Origin of the sequence: Thermococcus sp. (assembly GCF_027008145.1) — an archaeon.
Lineage (GTDB): Archaea > Methanobacteriota_B > Thermococci > Thermococcales > Thermococcaceae > Thermococcus.
Genome location: NZ_JALTCZ010000015.1, coordinates 1 through 12,006 on the forward strand (window position 1 = coordinate 1; position 12,006 = coordinate 12,006).

Annotated in this window: 16 protein-coding genes and 1 pseudogene; 15 read left to right on the plus strand and 2 right to left on the minus strand. The window is 54.7% G+C overall.

Annotation, left to right across the window (positions count from 1 at the left end):
* The 15 genes and pseudogenes from MVD07_RS00550 to MVD07_RS00620 form a co-directional block, all read left to right on the plus strand.
* On the plus strand, nucleotides 1-763 hold a 763-nt coding region (locus tag MVD07_RS00550; protein WP_297497174.1), incomplete at its 5' end, for a proton-conducting transporter membrane subunit.
* On the plus strand, nucleotides 760-2,652 hold the full coding sequence (locus tag MVD07_RS00555) for a complex I subunit 5 family protein (RefSeq protein WP_297497176.1): 1,893 nt from the start codon (nucleotides 760-762) through the stop codon (nucleotides 2,650-2,652). The genes MVD07_RS00550 and MVD07_RS00555, both read left to right, overlap by 4 nt.
* Complete coding sequence (locus MVD07_RS00560; protein WP_297497181.1) at nucleotides 2,649-2,933, plus strand: monovalent cation/H+ antiporter complex subunit F; 285 nt, start codon at nucleotides 2,649-2,651, stop codon at nucleotides 2,931-2,933. Before MVD07_RS00555 ends, MVD07_RS00560 begins: the two co-directional genes overlap by 4 nt.
* Nucleotides 2,930-3,388, plus strand: coding sequence for a monovalent cation/H(+) antiporter subunit G (mnhG, locus tag MVD07_RS00565; protein ID WP_297497184.1), 459 nt, complete (start codon nucleotides 2,930-2,932; stop codon nucleotides 3,386-3,388). Before MVD07_RS00560 ends, mnhG begins: the two co-directional genes overlap by 4 nt.
* On the plus strand, nucleotides 3,385-3,642 hold the full coding sequence (locus tag MVD07_RS00570; protein ID WP_297497187.1) for a hydrogenase subunit MbhD domain-containing protein: 258 nt from the start codon (nucleotides 3,385-3,387) through the stop codon (nucleotides 3,640-3,642). The genes mnhG and MVD07_RS00570 overlap by 4 nt, the downstream gene beginning before the upstream one ends.
* Nucleotides 3,639-4,406, plus strand: a complete 768-nt coding sequence (locus tag MVD07_RS00575) for an MnhB domain-containing protein (protein WP_297497189.1) — start codon at nucleotides 3,639-3,641, stop codon at nucleotides 4,404-4,406. Before MVD07_RS00570 ends, MVD07_RS00575 begins: the two co-directional genes overlap by 4 nt.
* Nucleotides 4,399-4,785 carry a sodium:proton antiporter gene (locus MVD07_RS00580; protein ID WP_297497192.1) on the plus strand — a complete coding sequence of 129 codons (387 nt, stop codon included), beginning with the start codon at nucleotides 4,399-4,401 and terminating at the stop codon, nucleotides 4,783-4,785. The genes MVD07_RS00575 and MVD07_RS00580 overlap by 8 nt, the downstream gene beginning before the upstream one ends.
* Nucleotides 4,782-5,285 carry a Na+/H+ antiporter subunit E gene (locus tag MVD07_RS00585; protein WP_297497195.1) on the plus strand — a complete coding sequence of 168 codons (504 nt, stop codon included), beginning with the start codon at nucleotides 4,782-4,784 and terminating at the stop codon, nucleotides 5,283-5,285. Before MVD07_RS00580 ends, MVD07_RS00585 begins: the two co-directional genes overlap by 4 nt.
* Before the next feature lie 9 nt (nucleotides 5,286-5,294).
* A complete protein-coding gene (locus MVD07_RS00590) occupies nucleotides 5,295-6,854 on the plus strand; it encodes a proton-conducting transporter membrane subunit (protein WP_297497198.1) in 1,560 nt (519 codons plus the stop codon).
* Nucleotides 6,855-6,900: 46 nt separating this feature from the next.
* Entirely contained in the window at nucleotides 6,901-7,353 is a 453-nt protein-coding gene (locus MVD07_RS00595) for a hypothetical protein (RefSeq protein ID WP_297497201.1), read from the plus strand.
* A gap of 61 nt (nucleotides 7,354-7,414) precedes the next feature.
* A pseudogene (locus tag MVD07_RS00600) lies at nucleotides 7,415-8,410 on the plus strand (SLC13 family permease); the annotation flags it as partial.
* A gap of 22 nt (nucleotides 8,411-8,432) precedes the next feature.
* Nucleotides 8,433-9,707, plus strand: a complete 1,275-nt coding sequence (tiaS, locus tag MVD07_RS00605) for a tRNA(Ile2) 2-agmatinylcytidine synthetase TiaS (protein ID WP_297497207.1) — start codon at nucleotides 8,433-8,435, stop codon at nucleotides 9,705-9,707.
* Between the two features lie 152 nt (nucleotides 9,708-9,859).
* On the plus strand, nucleotides 9,860-10,147 hold the full coding sequence (locus MVD07_RS00610; protein WP_297497210.1) for a hypothetical protein: 288 nt from the start codon (nucleotides 9,860-9,862) through the stop codon (nucleotides 10,145-10,147).
* Nucleotides 10,116-10,271 carry a hypothetical protein gene (locus tag MVD07_RS00615; protein ID WP_297497213.1) on the plus strand — a complete coding sequence of 52 codons (156 nt, stop codon included), beginning with the start codon at nucleotides 10,116-10,118 and terminating at the stop codon, nucleotides 10,269-10,271. The genes MVD07_RS00610 and MVD07_RS00615 overlap by 32 nt, the downstream gene beginning before the upstream one ends.
* Nucleotides 10,238-10,513, plus strand: coding sequence for a HepT-like ribonuclease domain-containing protein (locus tag MVD07_RS00620; protein ID WP_297497216.1), 276 nt, complete (start codon nucleotides 10,238-10,240; stop codon nucleotides 10,511-10,513). The genes MVD07_RS00615 and MVD07_RS00620 overlap by 34 nt, the downstream gene beginning before the upstream one ends.
* 74 nt (nucleotides 10,514-10,587) lie before the next feature.
* On the opposite strand, the gene MVD07_RS00625 is transcribed toward MVD07_RS00620, so the two are convergent.
* Nucleotides 10,588-11,598, minus strand: coding sequence for a deoxyhypusine synthase (locus MVD07_RS00625; RefSeq protein WP_297497219.1), 1,011 nt, complete (start codon nucleotides 11,596-11,598; stop codon nucleotides 10,588-10,590).
* A gap of 63 nt (nucleotides 11,599-11,661) precedes the next feature.
* Nucleotides 11,662-12,006 (minus strand): OsmC family protein (locus MVD07_RS00630; protein ID WP_297497221.1); only part of this gene is annotated, 345 nt, incomplete at its 5' end.

Sequence of the window (12,006 nt, forward strand, 5' to 3'; positions counted from 1 at the left end):
TGCCATGGAGGCCCCGACTCCGGCAAGTGCCTTCCTCCACGGTGCAGCGATGGTCGAGATGGGTGTCTACCTCGTCGCCAGGGTTCTTCAGTTTATAGGGCCCCTGCCAACGTGGGTCTTCTACTTTATGGCAATAATGGTCTCGGTAACACTCCTCATACCTATACTCAACTACCCCGTCCAGAAGGACGCCAAGAGGCTTTTGGCGTACTCAACCGTTGCCGAGGCAGGGGTAATGTTCGTTGGCCTGACCTTTGCCTCCCTCGGCCTCGGCGTAGGAATAAAGGCCGCGATGTTTCAGCTCACGACCCATGCCTTCGTCAAGGGACTGGGCTTCTTAACAGCCGGAACCTTCACATACTCCCTCGGAACCCTCGACCTGAGGAAGATAAGTGGCCTGAAGGAAATCCTCCCCATCAACGGCCTCGCGTGGAGCGTTGCACTGCTCGGCTTGGCTGGCCTGCCACCTATGGGCATAGCCTTCAGCAAGGCCGAGATGATAACCTCCCTGAAGGCCCTTGAGGTAAGCCCTCTCGCATGGCTCCCAATCCTGATGCTCCTCACCGACTCAGTTGTCTTCCTCTGGGTCGGGATGAGATGGACAACGAGGAACGTCTTCGGAAGGCCGAGCGTCCCGAGTGCCAGAACTCACTGGATAATCACAGCTTCCCTCGTGACCCTCATAATATTAACCCTCGTCTCGGCTTACCTAGCGTATCCCCTTGTTGAGGAGATAAACTTCTACTGGGGGGTCGGCCAGTGAGCCCGGTTTACCTCCTTGAACTGTCAATGGGACTCTTTTTCCTGGCGTCGCTCGTGGGTCTCTTCACCGGCAGGAGGGGAGCCTACCTGATAACCCTGCTCGCCTCGCTCGTCCTCTTCCCTGTGTCTGTGGAGGGGATAAGGGGTTTCAAAGGGGAGGTCTTTGACTTCCTGCCAACGAGCATAGCCGTTGACTCCTTCTCGGCCCTCTTTCTACTGGTTCTGGCCTTCGTATCCTCTGCCATCTCCCTCTATCTCCTAGACTACGAGGTCAAGGGCAGCAACCGCTTCCTATCCCTGGGGACGAACATGGCTCTCCTCTCGGCCGTTCTCTTCGTCTCCACCGACAACCTTGAGAGGCTGACCCTCGCCTACGAGCTCTTCGCGGTCTTCACGGCGGTCATCATTTTAGCCTCGGAGACCAGACGCTCAAGGAGGAGTGCGTGGCGCTACCTTGTGATGACTCAGGTCTTTGGTATAATACCCCTGCTTATAGCGACCGGCCTCGCCTACGGTGCCGTTGGAAGTCTCTACCACCTTACGATTCACGGGCTCAGAGAAAACATAGGAAAGCTCCCCGTCGGTCTCTGGTTGCTTTATGCTCTCTATCTCTCTGCTTCCCTCGTCAGGAGCGGGGCCTTTCCCTTCAACTTGTGGGTTCCGCGCGTTTACCGCTCGACACCGAGCCCCTTCGTCCCGGTCTTCATTATTGGGGAGGGTATCGGTCTCTATCTCCTCCTCAGGGCTGCTGTTTTCACACTTCCGCCTAACCGGGCTCTTGGCTATGCCGTGGCCTTCCTTGGGACAGTCACGACCTTCGCGACCCTTTACTCCTTCAGAGAAATAAGGCTGAAGAAGAAGTTCGCCTATCACAGCATAATGGACGTTGGCGTGTCATACTTCGCCCTCGGCGTTGCCCTCGTCCTCTGGGGCTCAATGGCCGGCACGGTGGTCCTCATAGGTGCCCTCCTCCATACCCTCTACCAGATCATCTACAAGAGCTCCATATTCTTCGGTCTTGGTGCCATAGAGCACTACGGAGAAGAGCCCAACATATGCTCCCTCCGGAAGCTCCTCAGGGGACACGTCATTTCCCTCTTAATAGCTCTCTCCGCCTTTTCGATGGCCAGCTTCCCGCCGCTGGCTTCCTTTGTGAGTAAGTGGCTGATCTACCAGGGGGCAATGTCGAGTGCTGACGTTCCCCTCTGGCTGATGGCGGTTACCGTGGCCTTTCTTGGTATCTTCCCTCTGGCCTCGGTACTCCAGATAAGGCGCATTAACAGGCTGCTCTGTAAGAGGGAAGTCGAGAGGGAGGAAATCCCTCTCCTGATAAGGGGTGTTACAGGACTCGTCTCGCTCACCGGCTTTATAGTAGCGGTGTTCCCATTCATGGTTCTCCCCTGGTTCACGGGTGCCCTTGAGGAGCTCCCGATACCCCTGCCCCACAGCCCGATGGAGCTCTTCTTTGCAAGTCCGTTCTCTTTCCTTGCCCTCGGCTTCCTAGCCCTGGGAGCGATAGCAGGCTGGAAGGTGGGGAAGGTCCCGACAGAGCGGGTCAGCGAGCTACTCCTGATATTCTACAACGTGGGTGACATACTCCAAGAGTCGGCGAATTTCTTCGTCGAGACTGGAAAGAGGGCCTATATAAATTACATCTTACCGGCCATAAAGGTCATTCCGGGGCACGAGCTCCCGCTCATTAAGGACTACGATGATGCCTTAGATTATCCGGTCAGGCACCTCGACGAGGCTATGTTCATGCCCATTATAGGGATCATCAAGAGACTTGCCCTCTGGGGAAGAAGTCAGGGGCTCGACATGAACGCCCTGATAAGCGGTTTTGCCGTAGTCATGGCCCTCTTAATAGTCCTCCTGGGGGTGTTCGCATGAACTTTGAAAGTGTTTTCCTCAACGTCCTGTACTTTGCGGCGGTTATATACACCTTTGCGTTCGTCCTCTACGGCATAAGAGCCATAAAGGGGCCAACAACAGCGGACATTATCTTAGCCGTTGACTGCCTCTCCTTCGATATGGCGGCCTTTATGGTGGTTCTTGGAATATACTTCAAGTCAATAATGCTCGCGAGCGGTGCAATAATTCTCTCCCTCTGGGCCTTTATGCTGGACATCTACTACACCAAATACGTCCTCTACGGGGAGGTGGAGGTATGATCATCGAGGAGGCTGTTTTCGTCATAGGCTCAATCGCAATCCTTCTTGGAGCTATCTACGACCTTATAGCGGCGATAGGTCTCCTCCGCTTCCCGGATTTTTACATGAGAACCCACGCAGCAACGGTGGGGACTATTGGCGGCGCTGCATTGCCAGTTTTCGGTGCAGGCCTTGTTGCCCTTGTCTATCACCCCCTCGGAAGCCAGAGGTTCTTCATGGCCGGCATAGCCTTCACCGTCGGAATCCTTATCCTCATAATCGCGCCCACAGGCTCTCACTCCCTCGTCTCGGCAGTCTACTTCGGGAAGGTCGGAAAGAAGCCAAAACTCGTCGTTGACCAGCTTGAGGAGGATCTGCCTAAGAGGAGTGATGTTGCGGAGCTTGTGAGGGAGCACGAGGAGCTCCCCGGCGAGGAAGAGGAGCCTAAGTTCTTCTTCAGGGGGATGAAGAGATGATAGAACTCCACCTCATAATCCTGGCGATAGTGGTTTCATTTGGTTTCGTCTTCAGCTATCTGGCAATGAAGGAGCACGACCTCCTGAAAGCCCTGGCTTTGAGCTCAGTCCAGTCTACCTTTTTCGCGCTGGGCTTTTACATTCTCGCCGCACCGGACATAGTTCTAGCGTATCTGGCGATAGCAGTTGGAGCCTACACCGCCCTCATTATCCTTGCGATAAGCAAGACCGAGCGCTACGAGGTGGGAGAATGAAGAGGGATGCAATCGTCGCGATTTTCTTCCTGCTCGCCTTCCTGTTTGTATCTTATGCAGTAACAGTCAAAAACGTCCTCGGCCTCGGGGAAGCTGAACTAAGACCCCTCGGCGAGTTCTACCTGAGCCACTCCTTCGCCCACGAGGGCCTAACCAGCCACAGCCCCGAGGTGGTTACGGCTATAGTTTGGAACTACCGCGGTTTCGATACGCTCTTCGAGACCTTCGTGTTCTTCTTAGCCATAATGGGTGCCCTAAGCGTCCTCAGGCTTACAGAGGAGCAGGCGAAGATTGTGAGGGAAATAGAGGGGAGGGAACCGCACAGGCGGATGGACATTATAGTTAGGGCAACTACCAAGCTCGTTGTCATAATGATAGTCTCAATCTCAGCGTCCATAGCACTCCACGGGCATATCACCCCTGGTGGTGGCTTCCAGGGGGGCTCGGCTATGGCTGTCGCTGCCCTGCTCCTATTTGCGGCCTTCAGCAAGTTCACCCTTGAGAGGAAGGGACTGACCCTGGGCCACACCATGTCGGCCTACGCCATCGGACTGGCTCTGATAATGGTGACCGTTTTAGCCCCCCTCTTCCTCTACGGTGGAAAAATCCTTGAGATAAACCTCCTGCCGGGTGAGATGGGTCTATTCAATCTCGACGTAGGTGAGTACACCGCTGTGACCTTCGGTTTCCTGACGGTGTTCCTGATTCTTGGAATACCCGAGTGGATCTTCAAAAACGTGCTCAGGAGGGAGATGAATGATTAGCTTTCTCTTGGCCTACATAACCCTCACCCTCTTTGCAATGATGTTCCTTGGCATCTATGGGGTAGCGACCCGCTCGAACCTGATCAAGAAAATCATCATGCTCAACATCATGGGTGATGCTATCAACATGCTCTTCATCCTCATCGGCTACCGTCTCGTCTTCCCTGTCTTCCCTCCGATATACGAGAAGCATATAACCTTCCGAGAGTTCCTTAGCAGGGCTGTTGACCCCGTTCCGCAGGCGCTGGTTCTGACTGCCGTCGTCATAGGCATGGCAATGAACATACTCCTCACGACCTACGCCATCCAGTTCTACCGCCTCCACGGGACGGTTGATGCCAGAGACATGGCAGAGATCCTCAGGGGTGAGGACGGATGAACCCGCTTGGGAGGTTTTCTCCGGCAACTTTCGCTGTAGTGCTGGCCGTTTACCTCTTCTACACCGGCTCGGCGAGTGAATACGACCTCATAACCGGCTCAATCGTTGCCCTAATGGTTTCCTTTCTCGTCGGGCACTGGCTTGTAGAGGACGAGCGTAAATTCTTCTCGCCGAGGAGGTGGTTCTACGCCGTAACCTACGGCCTCCGCTACTTCCTCGTAGAGGAGACCAAGACCCACATAGACGTTGCCAAGCGCGTCTTCACGCTGAGAGCCAACCCGGGAATAGTGAGAATCCCCCTGGATGTTGAGAGCGAGTACGGAAAGGTTCTCGTGGCAAACTCGATAACGAACACCCCCGGGACGATAGTCGTTGACATAAGCGACGACGGGAGGTGGCTCTACGTCCACTGGATAGATGTCTCGACACTCGACGAGGAGGAAGTAAAGGAGAATGTTGTTGCCTACTTTGAGGACTACGCGAAGAAAATGTTCGACTGAGGTGATAGAATGGAGGTTGGACTCGTCCCGATCATACCGCTCGGCTTCGCTTTCTTCCTCCCGTTTACAGCAATGATGACCGGAAGGAGAAGAAAGGTTGTCATCGGCTATGCTATCACGGCCCTTACCGTTGCGTTCCTCTCGGGTCTCTGGCTATTCAGGGAGGCCTTCTCATCGAGCGAACCGCTGGTGTACCCCTTCGGAAACTGGATTGCACCAGTAGGTATCGTCTTCGAGGTTGATAAGTTCTCCGCTACCTTCGTCCTAACTGTTACCTTTGGCTTTCTGCTGGCCGGCTTGTACTCAGCCCTCTACATAAGAACCCACGGACTGGAGTTCTTCTACACTTTCCTCCTCGGCCTTGAGGCGGGTGTCCTCGGGGCATTCATGACGGGTGACGCCTTCAACGCCTTCGTCATGCTTGAAGTTATAGGCGCGAGTGCCTACGCGATAGTAGGATTTTACCGCAACAGGAGCGAGGCTGTCGAGGGCGCCTTCAAGTACGGTGTAAGTGGTGCGGTCGCGACGAGCCTCTACTTCTTGGCTCTCGGTTTCATCTATGCCTCCTTCGGGACCCTCAACATGGCAAACCTCAGCGCCAAGTTCCACGGGATTAGCTTCCCCATTGCCACAAGGGTTCTCGGGGAGCCGGAGCTTGCACTTGCCCTCTTTTTCGCCCTCACCCTCTCGATGGTCATAGTGAAGAGCGCAATCTTTCCTGGCCACTACTGGCTTCCGAGTGCCTACAGAGGTGCTCCAATACCGGTCGGTGCTGTCCTGAGTGGCTTCGTCGAGGTCGTCGGTATTTACCTCCTGGCCAGATACACATATACCCTCTTCCACGGGCTACCCTTCTGGAACGCCCTCTCTATCGTCTTCTTCACCCTCGGCACTGCCACGGCCTTCCTTGGTTCGGTTATGATGCTCGTCCAGAGGGATGTGAAGGGGTTGATAGCCTACTCCACCATACTCCACATGGGCTACCTCTTCATGACCCTTGGGGTTGGGAGCAGGCTAGCCCTCCTCGCGGTGGACTTCCACATCGTCAACCACGCTATAGCGAAGATGCTCCTCTTCTTCACCACTGGAGCCTTTGTTTACAGGGCTGGCAGGACTGATATAGATGGACTGGCCGGGATTGGCAGGAGGATGCCCCTCACGGCTTTCCTCTTTGGGACGGCAGTCCTCAGCCTCGTGGGCGTTCCACCCCTCAACGTCTTCTTCAGCAAAATGCTCATCTACGGTGTCCTCCTTCAGGTAAGTCCGTGGCTCGCGTCGGTCGTAATCATAACGAGCGCCATAGCGGCGTGGGCCTACTTCAGGCTCTTCGTGACCCTGTGGCGCGGAAAGCCAAATGAGGGACACGGACATGAAGAACCTGAAGAGCGCGAAGAGGTGTGGGGGCTGGCATCAATAAGCCTCGTCCTGGCAATCTTTGTTATCGGCCTCGGCCTCTTCGCACCAGTTGTAATAGACAGGTACTTCCACCCTGCGGCGGTTCAGGCTATGGACTGGCAGGGCTACGTCGAGGCAGTCAGGAAGATCTCGGAACAGCTCTTAGCGGGCTGAGGGAAAGGGTTTTACGCCTTTCCTTCTTGATACATACGGTGATCCGATGGTTCCTCCAGTACCGATACGGAGGGGGTATCATCGAAAGCCCCCAAGACCCGAAGACGCTGAAAATGCTATAGAGCTCGTCAAACAGGCCCTTCCCCTCTTCATTGCCGGCAAACCTCTTGAGAGGCCCGACCATGTGGACGTTCCGGTTCTCTACTTGGGCTTCGCTATAGATGCCGTTCACTACGATCCCGCTATCGGTGGCCCGGCTCCCAAGGGTGCTCCCCCAGTCGAGAAAGCGTCCCCCGAGGAAGCGTTAGAGAGCATTTCAAGGGCACTCTCAGAGGCCCACGTCCTTGAGGGCGCGGAGTTCAGGGAACCTGAGGACTCCTGGGTCGTTCCCGTCTCTTGGAGGGGTTTAATCGTCCTCCACGTCAGGGTCTCGGCAGATGGGAAGAAGCTCATCCCCGATTATCACCTTACCGAAGAGGTGAGAAGACACGGCCTTTAAGGAATTTTTTAGGAGAGAATGGTTCCTCACGGGGCTTCTCTTTCTCTATGCTCTCCTCTGCCTAGTGGACACTTCCCTTCCGGAAATGACGCCCGGGCTGGTTGACTGGAAGAGTCTAGCGTTCATAACGGCACTCATGCTGACGTCAAAGGGGCTTGAACTCTCTGGAGTCTTCGGACGGCTCGCGCCCCGGCTTATTGCCCTCTCCAGAGGTTCGGAGGCGAGACTGACACTCATCCTCCTCCTGATGATTGCCCTGTCTTCTGCCTTCATAATGAACGATACCGCCATGCTGGTCTTCATACCCCTCATTGTGGAGCTCTCCAGGTTCTTGGGGCTTAACAGGGCAAGACTAGTAGTTCTCTCAGCCATAGCCGCTAACGTGGGTTCGGCACTGACACCCATAGGCAACCCCCAGAATATCATCATATGGAAAAACTATGGGGTTGGTTTTCTGGACTTTACGCTCCACATGATGCCCTTCGTCTCCATATGGTTTGGTGCTCTCCTGCTGGCCCTTCCAAGGGGTGGAAGGTTTGACCTCATGCCAATGCCTCCAGTTGCCCTGAGGAGCCATCTCCTCGTGCTCTCGGCAATTCTACTCGCCTCGAACATTGCCCTCGCCGAGACAGGGCACTACTACATCGCCTTCCTTTTGACTTCTGGGGCTTACCTTATAGCCGACCGGGAACCCTTTATGGCAGTGGACTGGGCGCTCGTCATGACCTTTGCCTTCATCTTCATTGACTTCAGAGAGCTGGCTCTGTTGCTCCCCCTCCACCCGCCATGCTCAGAGGAGGGGGTTGTGCTCTACTCTACCCTTCTAAGTCAGGTCATCGGAAACGTGCCCGCAACGGTGCTCCTTTCCACAAAAGAGGCCCTTTGGTTGCCTTTGGCTGTTGGTGTGAACGCAGGTGGTGTGGGTTTCATCACAGGCTCCCTGGCCAACCTCATCGCGGTCAGAGCGGGTCGGATAAGCCTCCAAGATTTTCACAGGCTTTCGGTTCCCTACTTCATTCTTTTCGTAGCAACATCGGTCGTGGCGTTTGCTTTTTAAACCGAGTCTCGGTTCTTAAACCATGCTCATCCACATCGGGATTGACGACACAGATTCACCCAACGGCATGTGCACGACCTACCTCGGCGCACTCCTCTATCGCGAGCTCTCAAGGATAGCAGAGCCCTTGGATTTGCCAAGGCTGATAAGGCTCAACCCCAACATCCCCTACAAAACCCGGGGCAATGGAGCGGTGGCAATGACCTTCGAGGCGGACGAAGATTCCATCCCCGAGATCAAGAACCTCGTACTCTTCTACGTCAACCAGCTCGCCGATTTCGAGCACGAGAACACGAACCCCGGCGTGGCCTTCCTTGAGGGTGATGTCCCGGGGGAGCTGAGAGAGTTCTCGCTTAAAGCATTGAGGGAGCACGTAACCATCGAGGAAGCTGAGAGGGTCGCTAGAGAGATCAGGGCCGAAACCTTCAGGTTCAAGCTCGGGAGGGGGATAATAGGCGCCCTCGCCTCGATAGGCTACCCGCTCAAGCGCTTCACCTACGAACTCTTAGCCTACCGTGAGCCCGAAAACTGGGGGACGCCGAGGAAGGTAAATCCCGATAGTGTCTTTTTGGGCGATAAGTGGGCCTACCCCTTCAGCTACGACAACGTTGACCCATGCAAGGGGAGCGTCCTCATAACGCCGCACGGCAAAGATCCCGTTCTGGTGGGAATTAGGGGAATTGACAAGGGCAAAGTCCTCCAAGTCTTCGAGCGTGTTGAATTCGGGGAGCCGGTCGCGTTCTATCAGATCTACAGGACCAACCAGAACACGGACGACCATCTAATTCCAAAGAAAATCGGCGAGCTCAAGCTGTATGACAGCGCGGTCGTTAGGGGGAGAGTTGTCGGCCCCTACTGGGAGCGCGGAAGGCACATCTTCTTCGAGCTGAAGGATGAGACCGGGAAGATTAGGGTTGCAGCATTCGAACCGACCAAGAAGTTCCGCAACTGGGTCAGGAAGCTCTTGCCCGGGGATGAGATTATAGTGGCTGGCGGTGTCAAGGAGCATGAAGGAATCTTAACGCTCAACTTAGAGAAGTTCTATCCGGTTAAGCTCGTCCCCAAAATCGAGTACCGGAAGCCGAAATGCCCGAAGTGCGGCGGGACGATGAAGAGCAAAGGGAATTATCTAAAGTGCAAGCGCTGCGGCTACAAGATGCCGAAGGAGTTAATCCCGATTGAGGTGCCCCGGGACTTAGAAAAAAAAATCTACGAGGTTCCACCAGACGCGAGAAAGCACCTGTCGAGGCCGTTGGTGCTGCCGGGAGGAGAGGAGAGGTTGCTTGAGCTTTTGTGAGTTCTGGCACCAAAAACCATTTATGCAATCCTGCCAAAAATTCCCTGGTGGTGGCGTCTCGGCCCTTTAGAGATGGCTGCATGAGGATACTTCTCTATGGCTCCCATGCTTGGGGAGAAACAACGGAGCGGAGCGACGTTGATATTTGACTGGTGAAGCCAAAACCGGGGGCTTACGAGAGGGTTCTTGAAAAGCTCGGTGGAAAGTACGACATGAAGGTCTTTGAGGAGCTTCCGCTCTACATCCAGATCGAGGTCATCAGAAGCCACAGAGTAATCTACGGCGACGAGCTTGAGCTTTCCGAGTACTTTTACAGGTTTAGGAAACTCTGGAAAGACATGGAGCACCGTGTGAATAAAAACCAGTTCAGGAGCGTGAGGGAGAAAGTAGGACTCAGGAGGCGTGCTCGTGAGAAGGCAGAGGTACTTGGAAAAGCTTGAGAAGTTTGAGGAGGAGTACGAGTTCATAAAAAGCCACGAGATAAAGGACGACGTCATGCTCAGGCGCTCCTGTATTCGCTCTAGGTGTGCGTGGACGTTGCCATGGACATCGTGGTCATGCTGACGAAGGACCTGGGCATAACGGTCGAGGACGACTACACGAACATAACGAGGCTTGAGGAGAAAGGCGTTCTCAGCGAGAATGATGCGTCGCTCCTGAGGGCGTACAACGGCCTGAGAAATGCGATAGTCCACAGGTATGACAAGTTCGATCTGCGCTCGGTCAAAGAGAGCCTAGATAGAATAGACGAACTGTATGGAGTAGTTTTGAAGCTCGTGGAAGCGTATGAGAGGCTAGAGGGCTAACTTAGAATCCCATTATGAACATCGTTCCTGCGCGGGGGCAATATGCATATCGTTCAGAAAAAGAACGAGGGGGGTTAATCCCGCATCACCTTCCATACCAGTAGCGGGAAGACGAGCGTGGCATCAGCCCATATCTCCACGTAGTCCGCCTTTGCCCTTATCTTGCCCCAGCTCACTCCTTCACTCGGCGGCGCGCCGCTCAGCGAGCCGTCCCACGGAACTGCCGTCGTCACGTAGATCGCGTAGTCCGTCCCCCCGCGGAAGAGGTTGGCGTTGATTATCGCATGCTTTGGCAGCGAGCCGCCGAGGATTATTGAGGCGGTCTCTTTAGCGGTAACGGCCAGGTTGTTGAGCTTGACTATGTCGTTGGCGATGTCTATGATCAGCTCCCTGTCACCTCTTTCTTCCTTGAAGAAGTAGAGCATGTCGCCGATGGAGCCGTCGGTGATGGCCGGACAGAATATCGGCACGTTCCTCCTGTAGGCCCAGTAGATTACGCTTTTTTCCTTCTCCTCTCCGAGCTTCTCGTCCATGTATTTTCCGAGCTCGTGGATGAACTCGCTCGCCGTTAGTGGCTTTCCGTGCTCCTTTTCCATCTCAAGGATTCTCTCGAAGAAGGGTATCATGTACTTCTCGAATTCGATATACCTGTCGTTGGGCACGAAGATGTTGCCTATCCTGTTGATGCCCTTCTCGCGCATCTCTGCATCGTTCACCTTCCAGTCGCCAAGGATGAAGGGCTTTAAAGCTTTAATGAAGTCCTCCTCGATGCCTCCAGCAGTGGTTACTATGACGTCAACCTTGCCCTCCTTAACGAGCCACGCGATGAGCTCCCTCAACCCAGAGGAGACTATGTTAGAAGTGTAGCCTAAGAAGACCCGGACTTCTTTTCCCTCGGCGCGCTTCTTTTCGACCTTCCTCCAGATCCCTATCGCCTTCCCGAGGTGGGTCGCCTGAAAGCCTATCCTCCCATAATAATCGAGCACTTCCTCAAGGCTTGAAACTCCATCCAGCCAAGGCCCCCCTATAGGAGTTCCCCCAACCTCTTCGCTTTCCTTGAGAACTATATCCTTCGGCCCGGTCATGGGTGAAGATTGGAGAGGGTAATTATAAACTTGTGCCCCAAGGGGGAGAAGAGGTGGCAGGTGTTACACCTCGATTACCCTAGTTTCAATAATCTCCTCGACGTTGTCCTTCAGGGCCTTGCTGATGAGGCAGTAACTGTGGGTGAGATCAACGAGCCTCCCTGCCTTGACCGCTTCTTCCTTGGGGAGCGAAAGCTCGATCGTGATTAGCATCTTCTCAAACTTAAAGCCCCCATCGCTGTCCCTGGCAAGGAGGGGCTTCACCGTAACCCTTATGCCCTTAGGATGCACTCTGAGCCTTTCACTTATACTGGTCATGGTGGTTATGAAGCACGCGGCCAACGCAGCGGGGAGCAACTGCTCGGGCCAGGTCACGTTTTCTGGCGCCCCCATCGGCGGGACTGAGAG

Coding starts and splice junctions, on each gene's coding strand:
- MVD07_RS00560 (WP_297497181.1), top strand. CDS start 2,649: ATGAACTTTGAAAGTGTTTTCCTCAACGTCCTGTACTTTGCGGCGGTT.
- mnhG (WP_297497184.1), top strand. CDS start 2,930: ATGATCATCGAGGAGGCTGTTTTCGTCATAGGCTCAATCGCAATCCTT.
- MVD07_RS00570 (WP_297497187.1), top strand. CDS start 3,385: ATGATAGAACTCCACCTCATAATCCTGGCGATAGTGGTTTCATTTGGT.
- MVD07_RS00575 (WP_297497189.1), top strand. CDS start 3,639: ATGAAGAGGGATGCAATCGTCGCGATTTTCTTCCTGCTCGCCTTCCTG.
- MVD07_RS00580 (WP_297497192.1), top strand. CDS start 4,399: ATGATTAGCTTTCTCTTGGCCTACATAACCCTCACCCTCTTTGCAATG.
- MVD07_RS00585 (WP_297497195.1), top strand. CDS start 4,782: ATGAACCCGCTTGGGAGGTTTTCTCCGGCAACTTTCGCTGTAGTGCTG.
- MVD07_RS00590 (WP_297497198.1), top strand. CDS start 5,295: ATGGAGGTTGGACTCGTCCCGATCATACCGCTCGGCTTCGCTTTCTTC.
- MVD07_RS00595 (WP_297497201.1), top strand. CDS start 6,901: ATGGTTCCTCCAGTACCGATACGGAGGGGGTATCATCGAAAGCCCCCA.
- tiaS (WP_297497207.1), top strand. CDS start 8,433: ATGCTCATCCACATCGGGATTGACGACACAGATTCACCCAACGGCATG.
- MVD07_RS00625 (WP_297497219.1), bottom strand. CDS start 11,598: ATGACCGGGCCGAAGGATATAGTTCTCAAGGAAAGCGAAGAGGTTGGG.